Source organism: Desulfonatronum parangueonense (assembly GCF_054656975.1).
Genome location: NZ_BAAHXH010000003.1, coordinates 3,538,533 through 3,561,782 on the forward strand (window position 1 = coordinate 3,538,533; position 23,250 = coordinate 3,561,782).

The 23,250-nt window shown below is 59.6% G+C and carries 24 protein-coding genes; 17 read left to right on the top strand and 7 right to left on the bottom strand.

The window, feature by feature from the left end; translation table 11 throughout:
* The first annotated feature begins 91 nt into the window (after window positions 1–91).
* From gltA to selB, 7 genes are all read left to right on the top strand, one after another.
* The gene (gene gltA, locus ACYQ15_RS15880) at window positions 92–1,552 is read left to right on the top strand and encodes an NADPH-dependent glutamate synthase (protein ID WP_459938478.1); all 1,461 of its coding nucleotides are present in this window, start codon (window positions 92–94) and stop codon (window positions 1,550–1,552) included.
* Window positions 1,553–1,651: 99 nt separating this feature from the next.
* Complete coding sequence (locus ACYQ15_RS15885) at window positions 1,652–2,059, top strand: secondary thiamine-phosphate synthase enzyme YjbQ (protein WP_459938479.1); 408 nt, start codon at window positions 1,652–1,654, stop codon at window positions 2,057–2,059.
* Between the two features lie 15 nt (window positions 2,060–2,074).
* Window positions 2,075–2,968: a hypothetical protein gene (locus ACYQ15_RS15890; RefSeq protein ID WP_459938480.1), complete on the top strand. Its 894-nt coding sequence runs from the start codon at window positions 2,075–2,077 to the stop codon at window positions 2,966–2,968.
* On the top strand, window positions 2,956–3,360 hold the full coding sequence (gene mrtJ / locus ACYQ15_RS15895; RefSeq protein ID WP_459938481.1) for a JDVT-CTERM system glutamic-type intramembrane protease MrtJ: 405 nt from the start codon (window positions 2,956–2,958) through the stop codon (window positions 3,358–3,360). Before ACYQ15_RS15890 ends, mrtJ begins: the two co-directional genes overlap by 13 nt.
* Window positions 3,361–3,379: 19 nt before the next feature.
* On the top strand, window positions 3,380–4,195 hold the full coding sequence (locus tag ACYQ15_RS15900) for a glutaminyl-peptide cyclotransferase (protein ID WP_459938482.1): 816 nt from the start codon (window positions 3,380–3,382) through the stop codon (window positions 4,193–4,195).
* Window positions 4,196–4,253: 58 nt separating this feature from the next.
* Window positions 4,254–4,724, top strand: a complete 471-nt coding sequence (locus ACYQ15_RS15905) for a metallophosphoesterase family protein (RefSeq protein ID WP_459938483.1) — start codon at window positions 4,254–4,256, stop codon at window positions 4,722–4,724.
* A 190-nt stretch (window positions 4,725–4,914) separates the two neighbouring features.
* Window positions 4,915–6,822: a selenocysteine-specific translation elongation factor gene (gene selB / locus ACYQ15_RS15910; RefSeq protein WP_459938484.1), complete on the top strand. Its 1,908-nt coding sequence runs from the start codon at window positions 4,915–4,917 to the stop codon at window positions 6,820–6,822.
* 3 nt (window positions 6,823–6,825) lie between these two features.
* Here the strand turns inward: selB and ACYQ15_RS15915 are convergent, their stop codons facing one another.
* The 5 genes from ACYQ15_RS15915 to ahbB form a co-directional block, all read right to left on the bottom strand.
* Window positions 6,826–7,377, bottom strand: a complete 552-nt coding sequence (locus ACYQ15_RS15915) for a hypothetical protein (RefSeq protein WP_459938485.1) — start codon at window positions 7,375–7,377, stop codon at window positions 6,826–6,828.
* A 110-nt stretch (window positions 7,378–7,487) separates the two neighbouring features.
* Window positions 7,488–8,267 (bottom strand): precorrin-3B C(17)-methyltransferase, encoded by a 780-nt coding sequence (gene cobJ, locus ACYQ15_RS15920; protein ID WP_459938486.1) that lies wholly within the window; start codon window positions 8,265–8,267, stop codon window positions 7,488–7,490.
* A gap of 7 nt (window positions 8,268–8,274) precedes the next feature.
* Window positions 8,275–9,393: a cobalt-precorrin 5A hydrolase gene (locus ACYQ15_RS15925; RefSeq protein WP_459938487.1), complete on the bottom strand. Its 1,119-nt coding sequence runs from the start codon at window positions 9,391–9,393 to the stop codon at window positions 8,275–8,277.
* Window positions 9,353–10,621, bottom strand: a complete 1,269-nt coding sequence (hemL, locus tag ACYQ15_RS15930; RefSeq protein ID WP_459938488.1) for a glutamate-1-semialdehyde 2,1-aminomutase — start codon at window positions 10,619–10,621, stop codon at window positions 9,353–9,355. Before hemL ends, ACYQ15_RS15925 begins: the two co-directional genes overlap by 41 nt.
* A 211-nt stretch (window positions 10,622–10,832) precedes the next feature.
* Window positions 10,833–11,324 carry a siroheme decarboxylase subunit beta gene (gene ahbB / locus ACYQ15_RS15935; RefSeq protein ID WP_459938489.1) on the bottom strand — a complete coding sequence of 164 codons (492 nt, stop codon included), beginning with the start codon at window positions 11,322–11,324 and terminating at the stop codon, window positions 10,833–10,835.
* Window positions 11,325–11,644: 320 nt separating this feature from the next.
* On the opposite strand from ahbB, the gene ACYQ15_RS15940 reads away from it, so the two are divergent.
* The 10 genes from ACYQ15_RS15940 to ACYQ15_RS15985 all read left to right on the top strand — a co-directional run bounded on the left by ACYQ15_RS15940 (window position 11,645) and on the right by ACYQ15_RS15985 (window position 20,965).
* Entirely contained in the window at window positions 11,645–12,643 is a 999-nt protein-coding gene (locus tag ACYQ15_RS15940; protein ID WP_459938490.1) for an NAD(P)H-dependent glycerol-3-phosphate dehydrogenase, read from the top strand.
* Between the two features lie 89 nt (window positions 12,644–12,732).
* A complete protein-coding gene (locus ACYQ15_RS15945) occupies window positions 12,733–13,209 on the top strand; it encodes an RT0821/Lpp0805 family surface protein (protein WP_459938491.1) in 477 nt (158 codons plus the stop codon).
* 50 nt (window positions 13,210–13,259) lie between these two features.
* Window positions 13,260–13,592: a pentapeptide repeat-containing protein gene (locus ACYQ15_RS15950; protein ID WP_459938492.1), complete on the top strand. Its 333-nt coding sequence runs from the start codon at window positions 13,260–13,262 to the stop codon at window positions 13,590–13,592.
* 113 nt (window positions 13,593–13,705) lie between these two features.
* On the top strand, window positions 13,706–14,890 hold the full coding sequence (locus ACYQ15_RS15955) for a glycosyltransferase family 4 protein (protein ID WP_459938493.1): 1,185 nt from the start codon (window positions 13,706–13,708) through the stop codon (window positions 14,888–14,890).
* 58 nt (window positions 14,891–14,948) lie between these two features.
* On the top strand, window positions 14,949–15,902 hold the full coding sequence (locus ACYQ15_RS15960) for a DUF2334 domain-containing protein (protein ID WP_459938494.1): 954 nt from the start codon (window positions 14,949–14,951) through the stop codon (window positions 15,900–15,902).
* A 13-nt stretch (window positions 15,903–15,915) separates the two neighbouring features.
* Complete coding sequence (locus tag ACYQ15_RS15965) at window positions 15,916–16,773, top strand: glycosyltransferase (RefSeq protein WP_459938495.1); 858 nt, start codon at window positions 15,916–15,918, stop codon at window positions 16,771–16,773.
* Between the two features lie 4 nt (window positions 16,774–16,777).
* Window positions 16,778–17,791 (top strand): glycosyltransferase family 9 protein, encoded by a 1,014-nt coding sequence (locus tag ACYQ15_RS15970; protein ID WP_459938496.1) that lies wholly within the window; start codon window positions 16,778–16,780, stop codon window positions 17,789–17,791.
* Window positions 17,788–18,966, top strand: a complete 1,179-nt coding sequence (locus ACYQ15_RS15975; protein WP_459938497.1) for a glycosyltransferase family 4 protein — start codon at window positions 17,788–17,790, stop codon at window positions 18,964–18,966. The genes ACYQ15_RS15970 and ACYQ15_RS15975 overlap by 4 nt, the downstream gene beginning before the upstream one ends.
* Entirely contained in the window at window positions 18,963–19,811 is an 849-nt protein-coding gene (locus ACYQ15_RS15980; RefSeq protein ID WP_459938498.1) for a glycosyltransferase family 2 protein, read from the top strand. The genes ACYQ15_RS15975 and ACYQ15_RS15980 overlap by 4 nt, the downstream gene beginning before the upstream one ends.
* A 197-nt stretch (window positions 19,812–20,008) precedes the next feature.
* Complete coding sequence (locus ACYQ15_RS15985) at window positions 20,009–20,965, top strand: metallophosphoesterase (RefSeq protein WP_459938499.1); 957 nt, start codon at window positions 20,009–20,011, stop codon at window positions 20,963–20,965.
* On the opposite strand, the gene ACYQ15_RS15990 is transcribed toward ACYQ15_RS15985, so the two are convergent.
* The gene (locus ACYQ15_RS15990) at window positions 20,962–22,458 is read right to left on the bottom strand and encodes a WecB/TagA/CpsF family glycosyltransferase (RefSeq protein WP_459938500.1); all 1,497 of its coding nucleotides are present in this window, start codon (window positions 22,456–22,458) and stop codon (window positions 20,962–20,964) included. The genes ACYQ15_RS15985 and ACYQ15_RS15990 overlap by 4 nt on opposite strands.
* Window positions 22,446–23,225: a lipopolysaccharide kinase InaA family protein gene (locus tag ACYQ15_RS15995; RefSeq protein ID WP_459938501.1), complete on the bottom strand. Its 780-nt coding sequence runs from the start codon at window positions 23,223–23,225 to the stop codon at window positions 22,446–22,448. Before ACYQ15_RS15995 ends, ACYQ15_RS15990 begins: the two co-directional genes overlap by 13 nt.
* Window positions 23,226–23,250: the final 25 nt, after the last annotated feature.

The following is a 23,250-nucleotide window of genomic DNA, read 5'->3' on the forward strand; positions in this document are numbered from 1 at the left end:
GATAGCGACCCGGATACCGACTCCGATATCAACTCGGCAACAGCAGTAGCATACTGAACAGTTATATCAGTTTTTTATAGAGCGAGGCTACATGCAGGCTGAAGAAGCAATATCATCTCCGGATAACCCGTCCAAGCCGAAAAAAGCCAAGCGGCCGATGGTTCCCCGTCAGCCCATGCCGGAGCAGGATCCCCGGCGGCGACGGTACAATTTCGAGGAGGTTCCCCGGGGATATCCCGAGGAAATCGCCAAAGCCGAGGCCGGCCGTTGTCTGCAATGCAAGAAGGCCGGCTGCGTCAAGGGCTGTCCGGTGAGCATCGACATTCCGGCCTTCATCGATCTGATTGCCAAGGGCCAATTTGTCGAGGCCGCGGACAAGCTCAAGGAGCAGAACGCCCTGCCGGCTGTATGCGGCAGAGTCTGCCCCCAGGAGAGCCAGTGCGAGGCCGGATGCATCCTGGGCAAAAAAGGCGACCCTGTGGCCATCGGCCGTCTGGAACGCTTTGCCGCGGATTACGCCCGGATTCATGGCCATGAACCCTTGGCTTGCGCCGCTGAGCCCAGCGGCAAACGGGTGGCCGTGGTCGGCGCCGGTCCGGCGGGCATCACCGTAGCCGGGGATCTGGTTCGGTGGGGGCATCATGTGGTTGTCTTCGAGGCCCTGCACCTGGCCGGAGGCGTGCTGATGTACGGCATTCCGCAGTTCCGGCTGCCCAAGGAAATCGTGCAGTACGAGATCAACAACCTGAAAAAGCATGGCGTGGAGATCCGCACGGACATGGCCATCGGCATGACCCAAACCGTGGATCAGCTCCTGGAAGGCGGCTTCGACGCCGTATTTGTCGGAACCGGGGCCGGGTTGCCCATGTTTTTGAACATTCCTGGGGAAAACGCCATCGGAGTCTTTTCGGCCAATGAATTCCTGACCAGGATCAACCTGATGAAGGCCTACGACTTTCCGCGATACGCCACGGCTCCGATCCGTCCGAAACGAGCCATAACGGTCGGGGGCGGGAACGTGGCCATGGATTCGGCCAGAACGGCGCTACGCCTGGGTGCAAAGTCCGTGATCGTCTATCGCCGCGGACTGGCGGAAATGCCGGCCCGGGTCGAGGAAGTGCATCACGCCCAGGAGGAAGGCGTGGAGTTCAATCTGTTGACCGCACCCAAACGGGTGGTCACGGATGACCGAAACCGGGTCACGGGCATGGAATGTCTGCGCATGGAACTGGGGGAACCCGGCCCCCGCGGCCGCCGGCGCCCCGTCCCGGTGGAAGGCAGCGAATTCATCATTCCGGCGGACACCATCATCGTTGCCATCGGCAACCGCCCCAACCCCCTGGTGCCGAGAACGTCCTCGGGCATGGAAGTGAGCAGCTGGGGAACCGTGATCGCGGATGAAAATACCATGATGACCTCCAAGCCCGGTGTCTTTGCCGGCGGGGACATTGTTTCCGGCGCAGCCACCGTGATCAGCGCCATGGGCCAAGGCAAACAGGCCGCCCGGGCCATGCACAAATACATGACCGGCGAAGAGCCTCCGTGCGCCTGATTTTCAGACCCGAACAGACTTACCTTTCCAAACCTTCGGATGCTCTCGTCGGGCTGTCCTATACGCCGGGAAGCTTCAACCCTGAAAGGAGATGGAAATATGCATGAACTATCCGTCCAGACTCCGCAACGTGAGTTCATGGTCGATATCACGGCCCAGGTTCAGGATTTTGTGCGCAATCGAGACCTCAAGAACGGCATGGTGGTTCTGTTCTGTCCCCATACGACTGCCGGGCTGACCATCAATGAAAATGCCGATCCGACTGTGACTCGGGATATTCTGACGACACTGAGGCGGCTTGTCCCGCATCGGGGCGATTACCAGCATACCGAAGGCAACAGCGACGCCCATGTCAAGACCGGTCTCCTGGGCTCGGATCTCCGGATTTTGGTGGAGGAAGGTCGACTGGTGCTGGGGATGTGGCAGGGAATCTTTCTGGCGGAATTCGACGGACCGCGATCCCGCAAGGTATGGGTCACGTGGTTCTCCTCTTCGGCAGCCGGCTGACAATGGTCTGACTCCATGCCCAAGCCAACTGACGACCTGCTGCAGAGCATGCCGGAATATTGCGTCACGGATCGAAGATTGTTGATCTGTGTGGGGGAGGACCCAGCGTTGCTTCATGGCGTCCGATTCGTGAGCAGTTTCTTCCAGCCGGCCCCTGATCTGCGCATCTATCTGGCCTTCACGCCCGGAACCGGACTCCGCAATGGCGATCCGAACCGCCTCTCGGCGAATGAGGCGCGGAAATGGGCCACATCCATGCTCATGGATAAAGGTTTCATCGTGGACGCGCCACGCAGCGACGACGTCTGGGAGCCTGTTCTGAGCATCCGCGAAATTGCCCGGATCGCTGAAAAAAAACGATACGATGCCGTTATTCTTGGCCGCAGGGCGATTCATCACCTGGAAGAGCACCTGGATACGGAATTCAACGAGACTGTTTTTGACCGGCACCTGGACTTTCCATTTTGGATCTGCAGGGAGCCGGATACGACCCGCGTCAACGTGTTGCTCTGCGTGGACGGTTCCAAGCCTGGGTTGTGCGCCGCGGACCACGTCGGCTGGATTTGTGCTTCCGAGAGCCGGCACCAGGTCTGCGTCGCCTACATTGCCGATCCGGCTAAGCGGGACTATCGGGATGAAATCCTGATTCTGGATAATGCGGTCAAGATGCTCCAGGTGAACGGTATTCCCGAATCCCGGATCAGGACCAAGGTTCTTGTGGACAAGGATTATTCCCGAGGCATTCTTGAAGAGGCGCAACGAGGCGAATACGCCGTTGTGGCCGTGGGACGCGCCGGATCCGGCCGGGGCATGATGGCCGAACAGCAATTTGGGGCTATCAGCCTGTTGCTGGCCCGCAAGCTGGCTGGAGCGAGTTTGTGGGTTTGCGGCTACCCTTGCAAGCTCTAACCTCCGGCTGGTGGTACCGGGACCCGTGGTTTTACGCTCTCCTGGCTCTGGGCCCCTTGGCCTGGCTGCTTCCGGAGCCCGTGTTCGGCATCGCGATTTGGCGTCTGGCGGTCATGGCCCTGGCCGAGGAACTGCTCTTTCGCGCGTTGATCCAAGAGTTCTTATTGCGCCGGCCTTGGTTTCAACACCGCCTTGGACCGCTGACCATGGCCAACGTGGGCGCTTCCATCCTCTTCGTGCTGGCGCATCTGGTCGCGCAACCCCCTGCATGGGCCGCGGCTGTTTTTGTTCCGTCGTTGATTTTCGGGTGGATATGGGACCGGCATGGTCGGATTCTTCCCTGCACCGTGATTCATTTCTTTTACAATCTCTGTTTCTTTTACCGATTTTAACCACTTCAATGCAACCAGCATGCAACGCCGTCAATTCCTGATCATGGCCGCTGGATTGGCCGCCGGAGCCATCACGGTGAGTGCCCTCGGCGTTCCTTTTTTTGCTCCCCAGGCTCTTCGCGCGGAACAGGTTTTCCCCATACCTCGTCAGAAAACGTTTCGGGTGATCAACACCTTTCCTCATGACCCCAAGGCATTCACCCAGGGTTTGCTGTTTCACGACGGCCTGCTCTACGAGAGCACCGGGGGGTGGGGCAGCTCCTCGTTACGTGAAGTCGAACTGGAGACAGGCCGGGTTCTCAGAATACATCATCTGCCCGCGCAATACTTCGGAGAGGGGTTGGCGTTGTGGCAAAATCGTCTGATCCAGGTCACGTGGAAATCCGGTACCGGCTTTGTCTATGACCTGAATACCTTCGCCCAGTTGAAGACCTTTTCCTATTCCGGAGAAGGCTGGGGGCTGACCCAGGACGAGCAGGGGTTGATTCTCAGCGACGGCTCCAACACCCTGCGACGGATCGATCCGGATACTTTTCAGGAGACGGGTCGGATCGCGGTGCATTTTGAGGGTCGACCCATGCGTGGCCTGAATGAACTGGAATATATCGAGGGCGAGATATGGGCCAAGGTATTCCCCACGGACGATATGGTCCGCATTGATCCACAAACCGGACATGTCCTGTCCCGGGTGGACCTTGCCGGCATTCTCGGCCCGCGGCGGCGGTCCTCGGAAGCCGTGCCCAACGGTATTGCCTACGATGCCGCAACGCAACGCATTTTCGTCACGGGCAAACTATGGCCGCTTCTGTTTGAAATTCAGGTCATTCCCGGGTAAGCACACCTCTTTCCTGGCAATTACAACAACCAGCGGGTGCGCGCACAAAGGCATGTACATGAATCAACTCATCGGCGTGATTTCGGATACTCATGGGCTGCTGCGTCCCAGCGCCGTGAACATACTCAAAAACTGCGACCTGATCCTCCATGCCGGCGACATCTGCGGCCAGGAGATCATCGACGCGTTGCAGGCCCTGCAACGGACCGTCTTTGTGCGCGGCAACATGGACCGGTTCCCTCCCGGCGGTCCGATTCACGGCACCGCATCCGTGGAATTCGCCGGAAAGCATTTCTTCATGCTCCATGACGTGTCCGAATTGGACCTGGATCCAATAGCCGCGGGAATCGACGTGGTAATTTACGGCCATTCCCACAGCCCGGACATCGCCTACCGGGACGGAGTCCTTTTTCTCAATCCCGGCAGCATAGGTCCGAAACGATTTACACTGCCCATTTCCATGGCGGTGATCCGAATCGAGAACCAGACTCTGCATCCCGAAATTATTACTCTGAACGAGCAACGGTAATTATCGGGTAACTCTTCAGCCAGCCGAGATGATTGAGCTGGATGCCGGCGTTCGCCGGCATGACCAACGTGGAAACAGGTTGCTGCAACAAGTCATTCCGGCGAAAGCCGGAATCCAGTACATGTGTATGAGTTAACACGTGATGTACTGAATAGTTACATTATCCGAAGCAAATGGAGGCAAACTCATAATGCCGATCATCATGGGCACGGCGGGCCATATCGACCACGGCAAGACCAGCCTGGTCAAAGCCTTGACCGGAACGGACTGCGACCGCCTGCAGGAAGAGAAGAAGCGGGGCATCACCATCGAACTCGGCTTTGCCTTTTTGGATCTGCCCGGCGACATTCGGCTTGGGGTGGTGGACGTGCCCGGCCATGAGCGATTCGTAAAAAACATGGTGGCCGGCGCCGCGGGAATCGATTTCGTGGTTCTGGTGATTGCTGCGGACGAAGGCGTCATGCCCCAGACCCGGGAGCACCTGGAAATCTGCACCCTTCTGGGCATCCCGCGCGGGCTGGTGGCCTTGACCAAGGTGGACATGGTCGATGAGGAGTGGCTGGAGCTGGTTCAGGAAGATGTGCGCGCCTTTCTTGCGCCGACGTTTCTCGGTGAAGCCCCGGTGATTCCCGTTTCCGCGCACAAGGGGCTGGGACTGGAGGAACTCCGGCAACAGATCGCCGTGCTGGCGGGAGAGTTTCAGCGGGATTCCCGCTCAGATGTTTTTCGCCTGCCCATTGATCGGATTTTCACCATGCGCGGTCATGGTACCGTGGCCACCGGCACCTTGATCTCCGGCACGCTCAAGGTGGGCGACGATCTTGAGATCGCGCCGTGGGCCCTGAAAAGCAAGGTCCGCGGCCTTCAGGTGCACGGCGATTCCCAGGAACGGGCCGAGGTCGGGCAGAGAACGGCCGTGAATCTGCACGGACTGGAGGTGGAAGACCTGGAACGGGGCATGGTGCTGACCCATCCGGGCAGTCTGTTCCCCGGCACCACCTGGGATGTGGAACTGACCTGCCTGCCCTCCACGCCCAAGGCCCTGAAACACCGCACCCAGATCCACTTTCACCACGGCACCAGGGAGACATTGGCCCGTATCTATTTCCTGGACCGCGACAAACTGGAACCCGGGGATACGGCCATGACCCAGATACGCTTCGAAGAACCCATGGTCGGCATGTACGGCGACCGGTGCGTACTACGGTCCTTTTCCCCACTGCGCACCGTGGCCGGCGGGAAGGTGGTCAATCCTCTGGGCCGCAAGGTAAAGCGTTTTTCCACCGTCGTGGACAAGCTGGCTCTACTGGGCGAGGCTTCAGGAGACCAGCGCATTCTGCTCCAGCTCGAGCTTGCCGGCCTGTCCGGACTGACTTTCGCCCAACTGCGCGCCCTGACTTGCCTGGACACCAGGGAACTGGAAAAAAGCCTCCAGACCCTGGGCGGCAGACAGGAGGCTTTTTTGTTTGAACGGGAGAACCGGACTTATGTCCATGGCCGACTGGTGCAGGATCTGTGCGCGGGCATCGTGGAGTTCACGGCTGATTTTCACCGCAAGGAACCCATGAAGCAGGGTATTTCCCGGAGCGCCCTGGCTTCCGGATGGGGCAGGAAGCTGCACCCGAAGCTGTTTCATTTCGTTTTGGAACGCACCCAGAAGCAGGACGAACTGACCGCGGACGGCGACCTGTTTCGTCTTCCTACCCACAAGGTTTCCCTGGCTTCGGACCAAGCCAAGCTGCGCGGAATAATTCTGGAAGCGTATCAAAAAGGCGGTGTGACTCCGCCCAACGTCAAGGATGTTCTGGGGCCGTTGAATTTGGAAATGAAGGACGCCGCGCCCGTCTTTCGCCTGCTTCAGGAGCAGGGCGAGCTGGTCAAGGTCAAGGAGGACATGTTCTTCGCTACCGGGGCCATGAACCAGCTCAAGGAAATGATCCGGAGCTTCTTCCGCGACAAGGAAGAAATGGAGCCTTCGGATTTCAAGACCGTCACCGGACTGACCCGCAAATATTCAATTCCCGTGCTGGAATACCTGGACAAGGAGAAGATGACCGTGCGCGTCGGCGACAAGCGCCGGTTGCGCGTCGGAGGATGAGGTTCACTGCACGGTGACGTTGCAGGAACCCTCGTCTTCGCCCACGGCCTTGACCAGGTATTCGCGGACGCTGCTCAAGGTGTTCGCGAAGAGCTTTGCCCCTGCCAGAGAGGTGAACGGATTGTCCCGGTCTCCGCAGCAATAGGCGAAGGCCGGTCCGATGGCCTGGGTGGGATCGCTGTCCTGCTCCAGGGCGGCCATGGCCTGGACGTATGTTTCCAGGCGCGACTTCAGGATCTTGAAGTACTCGATGTCCTTGCCGATAAGCAGGGACGTGGTCTGGGAAATGTTCTCGGAAAAATCCCGCATCGCCTGCCAATACGGTTCCTGGATCTGGTCCTTGAGCGGATCCTCCTGGAGATAGAAGGAAATAGCCCATCCCGTGCTCACGATTTTGAGCAGCTGTAGTTCATACTCCACGGTGTTCAGATCCACCTGCCCATCCTGGGGCAGGCCCTGGAGCAGCCACTTGATGTCTTCGCGTTCCAGAGCAAAATTATACAGATTTTCCGCATAGGGGTTGATGATGGCATCTTGGGTGACTGTATCGTCCATTATTCAGAGCTCCATGGAATATTCTTGTTGATAAAGAAAGCGCTTCGCATCGACATACCCTCAGCGACAATGGCAATTTGACGGCAGATGGGGATGTTCTGGACAATGCATTACAGAGGGTAACCTCTCGGCGTGAGCATTTGGTTGCCGAGAAAGCGGGTCTGACTGTTGCCGATGAACAGAATGCTGAGCATGTCAACGCGCTCGACGGGCATCTTGTGCAGAGGGAAGACGGATACTTCCTGACCCGGACGATAAGCATTACGCACCAGGCCCACCGGGGTCTCAGGATGCTTGAAGCGCAATGCGATGTCCACTGCCTGGGCAAGCTGTCGGTCTCGGCCCCTGGAGCGGGGATTATAGAGGACAAGAACGAAATCAGCCCGACTGGCGTGCTCGATGCGCTGGACGATTCGTTCCCAGGGCGTAAGCAGATCGCTGAGGCTGATCACCGCGAAATCATGCATCAATGGGGCGCCCAGGAGTGCTGCCGCCGCGGCAAGAGCCGGAATGCCGGGAATGACTTCACATTCCACCCGGTCCAAGGCGCCAAGCTGTTCCAGGACTTCCAGGCATGGTCCGGCCATGCCGTAGATCCCGGCATCTCCGCTGCTGACCAATGCGGTATCCACTCCCTGCAGGGCCAGTTCAACAGCCTGTTGGCAACGCTCAATCTCCCGACGCATGCCCGAGGCCAGCACCTCTTTTCCGGCCAGAATCTCCATGGGGATCAGGTCGATATACACGCTGTAGCCCACAATGGCCCGAGACTGCTCAAGAGCCTGGAAAGCCTGGGGCGTCAGCAGATCCGTACTTCCCGGTCCGAGACCGACGATCTTCAACCAGCCAAGCCAGGGAGCATTTGCGGGGGATTTTTCAGTTCCAGTCATTTTTCATTCAATTGTCACAATTCTTACGCGCCACGGCCACAGTCAGGCCATGGCCCTTGACCTTGGGGACCAGCAAGGATGTTGTCTTTCCGAGAAGCAGCGCCGCGGCTTCACAGACGCTGGCCGTGCCGGCCAACCGGTGTGCGACGGCCGATGGGTGCGGAGTGGACACCCCGGCGAGTTCCTCAGCTGAAAAAAAGGCGGCATCGACCTGCAATACGTCCAGAGCCTCCCGCACTCCAGCCTCGTCAGCCCTGGACCGGATCGTGCCCAGAACGGCCAAGCTCTGCAGAGCCAGCCCATTCAGAGCAAAGACCTGTTCGATGAATCGAAGGATGACCTCACCCTTGATGTCGCGGTGACAGCCCAATCCGGCCACCAGACACCGGGGATGCAAGCACAAGGTCTGCAAAGCGCCCTCCGGAGTATCCGTTCGCCAGGAAATCCAGATGCCGGGTTGCTCATCCTCCCATTGCGCGGGGTTGTCCACTGGCGTGAAATGCGCCGTATGGCCGGACACGCGGAGCGAAGGCCAGAGGTGATTCTCTGGATCCCAGATCTGGACGGCCACCCGGTCCAGCATGGCCGCGACAACGGTTTTGAGCAGTTGTGGTGGATGCGGCACCAGGTTGAGGTCCCTGGCCAGAAGATCCAGAGCCGGCAGGTCTTCGGTATCCGTGGCTGTGGTGATCACTGCCTCTCCGTTTGTCATCCGCGCGATCTTTTCGGCCAGGGCATTGGCTCCGCCCAGATGCCCGCCCAGGAGACTGATCGCGTAGCGCCCGTTCTGGTCCAGGACCACCACGGCCGGGTCCGTGATCTTGCTGTTCAGGACAGGAGCCACGCAGCGGACCACAATGCCGGTTGCGGCAATGCAGACATGGCGCCGGAAGCAGTGAAACTGCGTAGCAAAAGCCTGGGCGAAACCCTGGAACGACCGTTCCGAATCCCGACGGAGGTGCTTTTGCGGAACAAAAAGGGCAGCTCCCAATCGCTGAGCCAGCGCCCGCCCGAGATCGCAACCCTTTGCGCTCAGGGCCCAGACCGCGGTGGATGCTTCCGAGCCCTCAGCGGACAGGCGCTCGCTAGAAGTGCACGGTGCGGCAGGCGTCCAGGGTTTGCTCAAAATCCTCGTCCGTATGGGCAAAGGAAGTAAAGGCGCATTCAAAGCCGGACGGAGCCAAGGCCACGCCTGCTTCGCGCATCTGGCGGAAAAAAGAGGCATAGGTTGTTGCGTCCGCCTTGGAGGCCGATGCGAAATCAGTTACCGGGTTGGTTGCGAAGAACAGCGTGAACAGGGAAGCCATGCAGTTCAGTTGCACCTGCACACCGCGCTCTTCCAGAATGCTCTTCAACTCGCCGGCAAGGGCCTTGGTTTTCCTGGTCAACTCCATGTAATCGGCCTTGGCCAGTTCCCGCAGAGTCGCCACGCCCGCGGCCATGGCCACGGGGTTTCCGGAGAGCGTTCCGGCCTGATAGACGTCGCCGCAGGGCGCGATGCGGGACATGATCTCGCGGCGTCCGCCATAGGCGCCCACGGGAAAACCGCCGCCGATGATCTTGCCCAGGCAGGTCAGATCCGGAACAATGCCGAAGACATTTTGTGCTCCGCCGTAAGTCAGGCGGAAGCCGGTGATGACCTCATCAAAGATAAGCAGGGCGCCATGGCGCTGAGTCAGCACGCGCAGGGTGGGCAGAAAACCGGGTTGCGGCAGGACCATGCCCATGTTCCCGGCCACCGGCTCGACAATGACCGCGGCAATGTCGTCGCCGTGGGTTCGGAAAAGCGCCTCCACGGCATCCAGATCGTTGTACGGGGCCAGGAGCGTATCCGCGACAACGGCTTCCGGCACTCCCGGAGTGCCGGGGATGGACAGGGTGGCCACACCCGAGCCGGCGCTGGCCAGAAATGCATCGCTGTGGCCGTGGTAGCAGCCCTCGAACTTGAGCACCTTGTTCCTGCCGGTGAAACCCCGCGCAAGACGCAATGCGCTCATGGTGGCCTCGGTGCCGGAGTTGACCATCCGCACCATGTCTACCCCGGGCAGCGCGGCCACCAGCATTTCAGCCAGCTCGATTTCGGCCGGACAGGGAGCGCCGAAGCTTGCTCCCCGATCCACGGCTTGATGCACGGCGTCCACCACGGCGGGATGCGAATGTCCCAAAAGCATCGGTCCCCAGGACATGACGTAGTCAATGAGTTCCTGGCCCTCCACGGTCCACATCCGTGAACCACTGGCGCGGTTGATGAACAGGGGTTCGCTTTGCACGCTCAGGCAGGCGCGCACCGGGCTGTTCACGCCGCCGGGAATCAGTTCCTGGGCCTTGGAAAACAATGTTCTGGAGTCCGTCATGATTTTACCTCTCGATATGTTTAATTATCTTGATGGCAGGGTTTAACCGCAGATTTCGCAGATTTTCGCAGATAAATGTTCCGCGGAAATAAGGATCACAGTGCAGCCGGGATTCCGACGTTACACGAAACGCCATACCGAATCATGCTGCCCTATGTTCCGCGAACATCTGCGTAATCTGCGGATAGATCTCTTCCGTTGCAGGCGATGATCAAAAATACGCCATGGACGTCTTTTTCAGTTCCTTGCGGCTGAGCAGGATATCGTATTGCGGCACCTGGGCGATTTTGGATAGGGTCTCCACCACGTTCAGGCATTCCTCACGACTACGGGCATGAACCATGGTGTAGAGGTTGTAAGGCCAATCGTAACAGTTCACCCGCTCGTAGCAATGGGTGATTTCCGGACGCTGGGCCATGATTGCCCCCACTTCGTCCAGGTTCCTGTCCTGTTCTACGTACCAGGCCACCATGGCATTGGCGCCGTACCCGGCCTGCTGGTGACGCAGAGTCGCCCCGAATCGGCGGATGATGCCCTCTTCCTTGAGTCCTTGGAGAAGCTCCATCACGGCTTCCTCGGTCATGCCGGCCTGATCGGCGATGTCTTTGTACGGTTGAACCGAATCCGGAATATCCGCCTGGAGCAGTCGCAGAGCGACCTGCTCCGCCTCGCTGTGGGCTGAAGATGGGTCTGTTTTAGGCATGTGTTGATCCATTGAATTCTTGCGTTGAAGTGGAGGGTGTTCGTGCGATTTGCGGATCGATCCATTTGTGAGGATGATCACCTGGGCACCTCCCCATTTAGAGCTTTCCGCGTCTGATCGCAAGGACGTGCCCTTATTCAAGCGCATTATACTTGATTGAGCTGACGCCTTGGGGTAATAATTGAAAGCTCTTGCCGACAACAAGTGCCGTCGTGAATCATCAAACCGCACTATAAATCACGCGGATTTTAATTTCAGCCAAAATCTGGGCAACGCGGCTCAAAATCCTCTTAACTCCTTTCAATAACGAGACATAAATCATGCAAACGGCGATATTCGGAGGTGGAAGCTGGGGTACGACTCTGGCCAATCTCTTGGCGCGGAAGAACGGCTCGGCACGGCTTTGGGTCAGGGAAAAGGAGCTTGCGTCGCTGATCAGGACCAAAGGATGCAACCCCTGGTACTTGCCGGAACTGGAATTGTCGCCGAATCTTTTCGTGAGCGACGATCTGGCCCAGGTAACGGAGAATGCGGAGTACTTTTTGTTTGTGGTTCCCAGTCAGTTCTACGGTGGCGTCTTGAAGACGGTCCGAGAGTATCTCCCCAAAAAACCTGTTATTATCTCTGGAAGCAAAGGCATCACCCTGGACACGCTGCAGACCATGTCCGAAGTGACCGAAGATGCACTGCTCGGCCTGAAGCCTGTTTTTGCCATGCTCTCCGGTCCGTCCTTTGCCAAGGAGGTCAGCAAGGGCCTGCCCACGGCAGTCACTTTGGGCTGCAAGGATAAAACCGCGGCCCGGGCCATCCAGGATCTGCTTTCCACGGAGACATTCCGGGTCTACACCAACAAGGATGTCCGGGGAGTGGAACTGGGCGGCGCGTTCAAGAATATCATCGCCATTGCCTCGGGCATTTCCGATGGTCTCGGTTTCGGCACGAACGCCCGGGCCGCGCTGATTACTCGGGGCCTGGCGGAAATGTCCCGTCTGGGAATGGCCATGGGGGCGCAGGCGCAGACCTTCATGGGCCTGTCAGGCATGGGCGATCTTGTCTTGACCTGCACCGGAGATCTTTCCCGTAACCGCCAGGTCGGCCTGAAGCTGGCCGAAGGGCACAAGCTCCTGGATATTCTCGGTCAGATGAAAATGGTGGCCGAGGGCGTCAAGACCACGGAATCCGTGCATGCCCTGGGCAGCAAGCATAAGGTGGAACTGCCCATTACGGAACAGGTCTACCAGGTGCTTTATGAAGACAAAGATCCCTTGAAGGCTGTTCATGAGTTGATGCACCGGGAACTGAAGAGTGAACAGCAGTAGAAAAGAGGCAATGAGTTCGGCTCGTCGTAACAGCTCACATTCAATCAATTGTCAGAGAACGCATATCCTGTTTTTTTGGAGGTAAAATCATGCGATCAACAAGAAAGACTTTGGCATTGTTGGCGATCCTTGCGCTTTTGGCCGCCGGATGCGGAGGCGTACAGGGAGGAGGCCAGGTTCACCAGATCGGCGGCGGACTGTTGGGAGGCATCGGCGGCGGTATTGCCGGCGCCCAGATCGGCGGCGGCAGCGGTCGTGTGGCCGCGATTATCGGCGGCACCATCCTGGGAGCCGCGCTTGGCAGTTATGTCGGCGGGTACATGGATCGGATGGACCAGCAACAGGTCAGCCGCACCCTGGAAACCCAGCCCACGGGACAAACGTCCCAATGGAGAAACCCTGATACGGGCCATCAGTTTCATGTCACTCCGGTGAGTACGTTTCAACGTCCTGATGGGCAGTACTGCCGTGAATTCAGAACCCAGGTCGAAGTGGGCGGCAAGATAGAAGAAGCCTTTGGAACCGCCTGCCGCATGCCGGACGGGTCCTGGAAAGTTCAAGGATAAACCTGATACGGGTGGCTTTGCCCGGATCTGCAGACAGGAGGACAAAGACGATGACCAGGGTCACGCTATTGATGTTAGCTATATTGTTGGCAGCTGCTCCACTTTTCGCGCAACAGACCATCGACAACTGCCCCATCCAGCCCTACACCCATTGCCCTGGAGTCAATCTTCAGGGAGCGAATCTGGCGGGCGTTAATCTGCAAGGAGCATATCTCAAAGGCGCCAAGCTTCAAAACGCCGATCTCAGAGGCGCTGTTCTCATCGATGCCTACCTGTATGACGCCGACTTGAGCGGCGCCCAAATGGACGGCGCCAATTTCAGCAAGGCCATCTGGCCGGATGGCCGAACCTGCGGGTTCGACTCCATCGGGTTCTGCAGATAGCAGACTGCTGCAATATATTCATGAACCTTCAGTATTTTCCAACTTTTTCCCCTTCTGTTCAGGCCGCCGCTCAGGCGGCCTGAACCGTTACATGCACTTTTTTCAATTCCTGAATGTCAGCTCCTCCCCTGACCATCATCCACACCGAAGCCTCCGATGCCTGGGGGGGACAGGATATTCGGGTCTTCAACGAAGCGCTCTGGCTTCGAGACCAGGGGCATAGGGTGCACCTGTTCACTCCGGCCCGTGGCGAACTGTTCCGGCGGGCATGTGCAGCGGGACTGGATTGCGAGGCGATCCCCTTTGCCAAGCGGACCCAGGCGGTCGATTTTTTGCGCTTGGCGCGGCGGTTCAAGGCCCTTCGACCTGACGTGGTCTGCACCCACAGCAGCGTGGACAGCTGGGTGGGCTTGACCGCGGCCAGAGCTTGCAAGGTTCCGGCGACGATACGCTACCGCCACGTGAGCACACCGGTGGGTGGCAATTTCATGAACCGCTGGCAGTATCGCCGGCTGTGCGACCATGTCGTGACAACGGCCGTCGCGATCCAGAAGGACATCCAACAGGCGTTTGATCTGCCTTCCACGCGGATCAGCTCGATCCCCACCGGCATCGCCCATCCGGATCTGCCCTCGCGAAAGCTGGCTCGGACCTCTCTACTGGAGCGGTTCAACCTCCCGGACAAGGCCCTGCTCATCGGCCAAGTGGCTGTTCTGCGCAGCTGGAAAGGGCAATATGTGCTCATCGACGCTTTCGAGCGTCTGGCAAACGAACTGCCCGAGGCCCGTCTGCTTCTGGTGGGCGGCGGGCCGGTCATGGGGGATTATTCCAAGCGCAGCCGGGAAAGCCCTTTTGCCTCGCGCATCCTTCTGCCCGGACATCAGGATGACGTCTGGCAGTTTTTCCGGGGCCTCGACGTAGCCGTGCTGGCCAGCACGAAAAACGAAGGCATTCCCCAAGCCGGATTGCAAGCCATGTTCGCCGAATGTCCATTCGTAGGCGCCGCTGTCGGTGGAATCCCGGAAATCATCGATCACGAGCGCACCGGACTTCTTGTCCCGCCCAGCGATTCGAAAGCCTTGGCCGCGGCGATTGCACGGGTTCTGCATCAACCGGACCTGGTACGCAACATGACGCGCAGTGCCCTGGCACTGGTCCGGGAACATTTTTCCCTGGAGCGAATGGGACAGGAGGTAGCGAAGTTGATGCAGAGAGTCATGCGAGAAGCCGACGCCGGGCGGAACACCAAGAACGGTCCTCGTGACAAGCCGCACGGCCTTGGGACATGGCGCTCCTGAAACAATCGACGATTCAGACGTCAAAAATTGTTGCTTTTAGAAGAGCACTTTGATCAGGATGAAAATTATTCACGTGATCTTCAGATATGACGATTTTTCTTCCGTCAGTCCAACCGGGATGGAGCAGAAGATCATCGCCCTGTTTAAAAAGCATGCTGCTTCATTGACCATCGGCGCCATCCCGTTCATTGCATCCCGAAATGTGCTCGACCCGTCCCCGCAAGCCCTTGTTCCGCTGCAGGAAGACAAGGCCGGCATTCTCAGGCGCGGCCATCAGGACGGCACGCTCGAAATTGCACTGCATGGATATGCGCACCAATCATCTTGCCCTGACCGGAGGAGCGAGTTTGCCGGGCTCGAGCGGGCGGTCCAGCTTGAAAAGTTGGCCAGTGCAAGGTCACACCTTGAACAGGTTGTCGGAGTTCGCACCCAGGTGTTCGTTCCCCCATGGAACGCATATGATTTCCAGACGCTGACAGCCCTCGAGGAACTTGGTTTCTCTGCCATGTCAGCCGACTGCCGCGGCGTGGCCCCGAAGAATTCGGCGTTGGCCTTTGTTCCGGCCACATGTTCACTGCATCAGCTTCGGGATGCGATCCATATCGCTCGAGAATCCAGTGATCCCCAGCCAATCATTGTCGTTCTTTTCCACGTCTACGACTTCCTTGAGCACGATGCCTCGCGGGGACATCTGTCCCTTGGGGAGCTTGACGGGCTGCTTGCCTGGCTCATGGCGCTCGATGACGTTCGGGTCCTTTCGATTACGCAGGCCGTTGCTGGACGTCTCGATCTGAGCAGTCGCCGATTGCGGAGAGCCGGAATGATGCAAAAACTGAAAAGGTTTTACCCGCCATTTTCCAGAGAGGGTTGCCTGTACCACGGCGGCTCGGCGATTCATGGCCTGGTATTCAAGGTAGTCTTTTTTTTCGTGTTCGTGATTGCATCCGCGGCATCCATTGTCTATCTCGCGTTGAGACTGTTGGCAGCGCCTACCGCCAATATCGTCATGTGACTGGGTACTCACCATGAACGACATTTCCACCAGCCAGTCCAGACAGGTGGTCGACAAATCACATATCGGCCTGAGCTACGTTACGCACTTCTACCTGGACCAGAAAAAGCCGGACACGGTCCTGGACCTTTTCCGTCGGTACCAGGAGTACGCACCGGAGCTGCTGGACCGGATTCAGTTCGTGGTCGTGGACGATTGTTCCCCCTTGCGCTTTCCGCTGCCGAACCTGGATCTGAACCTGACCTGGCTGCGCATCACGGACGACATTCCCTGGAACCAGGGCGGCGCGCGGAATCTGGGAGTGGTCTACGCGGCCTCGGACAAGGTGCTGCTCACGGACATCGACCATGAATTTCCCGAACCCACCCTGGAGTATATGGTGCGGAAGCGGGAGTGCGGGCGCGATTTTTTCAAAATTTACAGGACGGATCCGACCACGGGCAAAATGCGCCACGGCCATTCCAACACGTTTCTGCTTTCGCGAGCCAGGTTCCTGCGCCTGTACGGATACGACGAGGAATTCTGCGGCCACTACGGCGCCGAGGATTACCGGTTCGTGAAGTTCCAGAAATATCATGGGTCACGGCAGCGCTATCTTCCAAAGAAATATCGCTGCATTCCACGCATCGACGTGAACCGCGAAGAGGCCTATCACGGTCTGGAGCGTGACCTGTCCCACAATACGCCCATTGATGCCCGCAAAGAGTACGAGATGAAGCAGTATGGCGGCGACGCCGGACATAGCCGGATGTTTTTGCGATTCCGCTGGGAGATCCTGCTGGACAGATCCAGAGCAGTCAGAATTATGCGCAGGAAAAATCCGCTCTGGCAGAAATCCTGGTACTGGCGCTGGCTGGTGGGAGAGCGCTGAGCAGATGAAAATTCTGTTCGTCAAGCTCAAACATATCGGCGATTCCCTGCTGATGACCTCGGTAATCCGCAAGGTCCGGCAAACCTATCCCCAATCCGTGATCTGGGTGGTGGTGCGTCAAGGCTGCGAGGGCATCCTGGCCGGATGCCCGGATATTGACCGGATTCTGACGGCCGCTGCCCCGGAAAAAGCAAAACGCCGCCCATGGAACTGGGTTTCCGACCTTGCCCTGGCCGCGGCAGTGCGTCGGGAGAAGTTCGACTACGCCTTTGAACTTGGTGATGGAGATCGAGGCCGTTGGCTGACCCTTGTCAGCGGCGCGCGTCATCGTTGCGCCAATGCCGCCGGTCGGCCCCTGCATTGGTGGTGGCGGCGAACTTTCACTGATTTTTCCACCTATTGGTGGTACAAGAGCCATCAGGTGGACAAGGAATTTCATACGGTCAGCGACTGTCTGCCTGCACCACTGACCCCTCCACTGCCTCCGCTGCAGTTCGTCAGGAAAAAAACTCAAGACTGGCCGCCTGCCCGCGAGTTAGTTGACTTTGTCCTGCTGCACCCCGGAACACGCTGGTCCATCAAGCGCTGGCCCGAGGAACGCTGGCGGGAATTGTGCGTCCAGTTGCTGCGCCGTGTTCCGGCCATCGTGCTCAGTTGCGGTCCGGATGTCCGGGAAGTGGATTTATGTGCGCGACTCAGTCAGGTGGAGCCCAGGCGCATCATGAGCACTTCCGGGCGCGCATCCTGGGCCCAGCTGGCCGGACTGCTGTACCGGGCCAGACTGTTCGTCGGCGTTGATACCGCGGCCATGCATTTGGCCGCGGCCTGCTCCTCTCCCGTCGTGGCCCTGTTCATCGGCTCCAGCCCGGTGGAGTGGGCGCCCTGGCAGACCCGGAACATCGTGGTACAGCCCGGACAAGCGGACCCGGATCGGCAGCAATCGCCCGCGGAGCGGATTTCCCTGGAACAGGTTCTCCATGCCTGCGATACGTTGCTCCAGGGTGAACCGGGGCCATGAGCACTGTTTTTTTCGTCATCAACCAGGACCCCGGCGACGGTTCGGCCCACGGCCTGTACTGTCTGCGCCATTGCTGGTGGCTGGCCGCGATGGAGCCGCGGGAGACGGTTCTTTTGGCGTATCCACGTCCACGTTCTCGTGGTCTCGCCGCCGAGAGCACTACCGAAACAATGCTCCACCGAGCCGGACTTGCCCCGCTGCCCAACCTTCGCCTGCACGCCCTGCCTGCCCTGCGCAAGCCCAGAGGCGGGCGCGGGATAACCGTCAATGCCGTCTACTACTGGTCGCTGACATTTTTTCTGCGAAAATGGAAACAGCCTCGAGATATCCTGGCCGGGGCCGGTTTTCCGAAATTAATGCGTTTTCTTTATCGCCGTAAAAAGGCGACAGACGGTCTGCGCCGGGTCTACGAAGCGCATCAGCTGCTGTGCCTGGAGCGCGGAGCACGGTCCGCGGATGCTGGGATCGAGCGCGATGTGCTTGCCGCCAGCGATATACTGGTGACCACCACTTCGGAGTTGCGCCGGCAGCTGGAAAAGACGGTTCCGGGTAGACATGTCGTGAATATCGGCCTGGCCTGCGGCTTTGAACCCGGCCTGATTTCTGAGCGGGTTCTAGACATGACGCGTCCGTTCACCTTGGGCTACATTGGCTCATTGTATCCGGAACAAGGCGTGCAGTGGCTGGTTCTGTCCTGGGACGAAATATCCCGTCATGTCGGTGTGCCCCTGGAATTGATCATTGCCGGCGGCAAGCCGGCAGAGGTGGAGGAAATACGGTTGCTGGCAAACAAGCGGCAGGGATCGATCCAGGTGCGCGGCCCGGTTCAGCCTCGAGATCTGCCGGACATGCTCAAGCACGTGGATGCCCTGGTCATCCCGGCACTGTATCGGGGACGCATGCCTTACGTGGCCCTGACCAAGGCCTACGACTATCTTGGCTTGAACCGGCCCATCCTGGCTTCCGATCTGCCCTCCGTGGCTGAAGTCCTGCGTCCGGAAAAAGAGGCCCTGCTATTTGCGCCGGAAGATGCCGCAGGCCTGGCCGCCACCATCAGCCGACTGGTTCAGGACCATTCTCTCGCGCACACGCTGGTGTCCAACTGCCACGATCGGCGACATGATTTTTCCTGGGAATCGCGGTCCAGGCAATGGTGGAAGGCGGTTGCGACATGAAAATTTCCATTATCACGCCGACATGGAACCGGATGGCGCAATTGCGTTCATCCCTGGAAAGCGTTGCCCGCCAAAAGACCTTGCCCTGGGAACACGTCATCGTCGACAACCTGTCCACGGACGGCACGCAGGAACTTGTTCTGGAGTACGCCGAAACAGCGCCCTATCCGGTGCGCCATGTCCGGGAGGCGGACGGCGGCATATATCAGGCCATGAATAAGGGTCTTGCGCTTGCTACGGGGGAGGCTCTGCACTTTCTGAACGACGACGACATGCTGCACGACCCCCAGGTGCTGTCCATGATGGGACGGTGTCTGGCATTCACGGATGCGGACATCATTTTTGGGGATGTGGTTCTCCTTGATGAAGGTCTCACGGGGGGACGCAACTATCGCCGTCACCGACAGGTCAACAGGTTGACCCTGGTGGAGCGGACGATCACCCAGCAGGCCATTCTCTACCGTCGAGAGGCCTTCGAACGATGCGGCAATTTTGACCAGGAACTGCGCATTGCCGCAGACCATGAATGGCTGCTCCGGGCTTTCCTGCACCACGACATTCAAGGCGCCTATCTGAAACGACCCGTCGCCGTCTTTCGAATCGGCGGTGTATCCAACGACGGCGAGTCCGCTCAGGCCCATCGCCGGGAGCGCAAGCTCGTGACGCAGAGATATTTTTCCCGGCGGGAAATCAAGGCTGCCCGGCTGTATCGCAACCTGCTGCGCAAGGTTCCCTTCGGCGCGACCCTCCTGAACTGCTTCGTGCCATTGCGACTGAAGATTCAAACACTGCGCGAAAAAAACGGCGCATTGCATCCCGATCCCATGGCATGGATTGATCTCTAGTTCTGGCGTTCATTCAGGAGAAAATCCAATAATGAAGCCGCCCATTTCAATTTGGCAAGCAGAGGGCGACTCTTTTCATTGGTGGAACGACCTGAAAGTGCTGAGTAGTTACGCGACGGTGTTTTGCGTGATTTAAGTTTTCTTTGGGGATGTATATGGACATTCGACCTATATTGCTCTTCACTTGAGACCACCGCATGAACAACGACCAGTTCGCCTTGCTGCTTTCCCGTCTCGGCCGTGAACATGTCGGTCGGCGGATGATGCTGCAGGCCCGGCATTCGGCAAACGTCTATGGCGGCCGGGGGCGCTTGCGCTTGCATCCGGAAAACAGCGAACTGCTGCCCATGGTGGTCGGTTTCGCCCTGCGCTTGACCGGCCTGGCCGGCCTGACGCGGCGCAACTGCCTGGAGTATCGGGTGGAACGGCAGACGTTCCCGATCCGGAACCTGCCCGAGCCGTTTCATGGGCTGCGCATCCTGCATCTGTCGGACATTCATGCCGACGTCATCCCGGATCAGGGCGCCGGATTGGCCGGCCTGCTCGAGAAATTGCATGGGACGTACGATCTTTGCGTCCTGACCGGCGACTACCGGTTCCAGACCAGCCGGGAGTACGATACCAGCCTGAAACGCCTCGTCCCCCTGCTCGAGCCGATATCCTGCCCCTTGGGCGTGATCGGCATTCTGGGCAATCATGATTTTCTGGAAATGGTTCCTGGGCTGGAAGCCCTGGGTGTACGGATGCTGATCAATGAAGCTCTGTTCCTGGAACGCGGCGGCCGGCGGATCTGGATCGCCGGAACGGATGATCCGCATTTCTATGCGGCCCAGGACATTGCCAAGGCCCTGTCCGAGGTACCGGCAAGCGCCGCGACCATTCTCCTCTGTCACTCCCCGGAGGCGCAACAGGAGGCGGCCCTGTCCGGGATCGACCTCTACCTCTGCGGGCACACCCACGGCGGCCAGCTCTGCCTGCCCGGCGGCCTGCCGGTCATCACCAATGCCGCGGTTCCCCGGCGCTATGTCAGCGGCCCCTGGAAGTACGACCGCATGCTGGGCTACACCTCCCGCGGAGCCGGGGCGTCCGGTCTGCCGGCCCGGCTGAACTGCCCCCCGGAAGTCGCCATCCATGTCCTGGCCAGGCAGGCTTAACCCCTCTTTGCGCCCCCCAGCAGCGCTTCCAGCCGGGCCAGTCTGACGGTCCGGCCGGCAGCGCCCTGGAAGCCGTGGCAGCGAAACGCCAGCCCGGCGTGATCAGCCTGTTTTTTCAACCCCACTAGGTATCCCAGGGCCGCGCTGTCCAGGAATTCCAGCCCTTCGGCGTTGATGTCCATCTCGAAGAACCGGCCCGTCCGGGTCATTTTTTTCCACTCCCGTTCAATGCGTTCCCGGAAGGCGTCCAGGTTGGTCACCGTCAATTCCAGGGGCAGGCGGATCGTCATGACCCCGCTGCCCAGGCCCAGGACGGTGCCGTCGCGGATGAGCACGTTCAGCTTGGCCAGATGGCTCTCCAGATCCTCCCGGGAGGAGACCACGCCGAGATAGTCGGCCAGCCCACTGGCCTTGAGAAACTGTTCAACTCTGGGCCGCGGATTCCACAGCAGCAACCGTCGCTGCCGGGCCCGGCAGGCCTTGTCCAGATGGATCATGGTTCCCAGTTCGATGCTGCTCAAGGCCTCGACCCGGGCCAGGTCCAGGACCAGGGTATGGGTGGCGATCAGGGGCATGGCCGTTTCCAAAAACGCTGTTGCCTGCTCCGGGGAAGTCAGCGGCTGGAAGGGGATCATCCGGGCCTGGCCGTGCCGCAGGATGTCGGCGTCAGGGGCGGGCAGTTTCGGGCCGGACCGGGTGTCCGGCCGGGCCAGGCGTTTCAGGCGGATCGATTCCGTTGCCAGAAAGAGCAGGTTCGCGGCATAGCGGCCCAGGAGCCGGCGGGGATCGGTGAGCAGCCGCCAGAACCACTCCATGCCGATCTTTTGCACCAGCTTCGGAGCTCGGCGCTGGACTCCGGCCAGGAAGTCCAGGGTCCCTCCGATGCCTATGGCTACGGGAATCCGCCACTGCCGGAAGTGCATGTTGATCCACTTTTCCTGCTTCGGCGCGCCAAAGGCCACCAGGAGCAGGTCCGGCCCGCCCTGGCGCAACCGGTCCAGGATGCTCTCGTGATCCATGTCCAGGATGTCCGCCTTGGGCGGGGAATGCCAGCCGGCCACCCGCAGGCCGGGATAGCGGCGTTCCAGTTCCTTGAGGGCTTTTTCTGCCACGCCCGGGGCCGCTCCCAGGCCGAAGACGCCGAAGCCGTGATCCCGGCAGGCCTCGGCCAGTAGGGGCGTCAGATCGCTCCCCGTGACCCGTTCCCGCAGCCGGGGCCCGAACAGGCCGGACATCCAGATCAAGGGCGCGCCGTCGGCCACCACCAGGTCCGCTTCCAGCAAAATCCGTTGCAGTTCCGGATCCCGGCGGGACTGCATCACGAAATCCAGGTTGACCGTGGCCACGTAGCCCGGACGGCCGGAACGCATCCGTTCCAGGCACCACTGCACGGCCTCGGCAAAGGTGACGTCGTGAAAGGGAATGCCCAGAATGACCAGCGGGGTCGGGTGGTGAGGCATTTTCTTGTTGCCGGCTTCGTTTACAGCTTCCATGGATTGTCCACCTCCATGCGCAATCCGATTTCCCGCTCCTGACGTTGGAGCATTTCCCGCATCCGGGTCTCGGCTGCCCGCAGCACGCGCAGGGGGGGATTCAGTTCCCGCCGCAGGGCCGCGGCAAAGGCGACGGCCCGTTCCCGGTCCGGTTGGACGGCAAAGACGAAACTGCCCAGGAGCGTGCCCAGCATCAGGCCGTATTTTTTGGTCCACCATCGAGGCCAGGGGGTGCGGACGTTGAGTTCGAAATCCAGGCGGACCGGGCGACCGTTCGGGGTGACCACGAAATTGGGCAGACGGTGGTCCGTGTCCAGCAGACCCAGGCGGACCATGACGGCCGTGGCCCGCACCACCTGCCGGACAAATTCGGCTTCCTGGTCGCCGCTGCCGGACCGGATCAGTTCCTTGAAGTGTTCCACGGCATCGGAACAGCGGCCCAGATCCCCGCTCACCACCCCTTCGGTATGCGCTGCGCCCTGGCCCAGCCTGGCCATGTAGGCCAGAGGCCGAGGAACGAACAGGCCGGACCGGTGCAGTCGGCACAGAGTGCGCCACTCCCGGCGGGCCGAACTGGTCCGGGTCCAGCGCCGCAGGGCGCCCCGCGGCCCGGGACGGTTCCAGAGCTTGACCACCACGCTGTCCCCGTCCGGCCCGGCAACCCGTGCGATGCGCACATCTCCGCCCCGCTCCCGCAAGATTTCCATGCCCTGGTACGTCCCCAGACTGACGGTCCGAGCCAGTTCGATCCATTCAGTGTTTTGCATGGCATGCCACTCCGTAACTATCCGG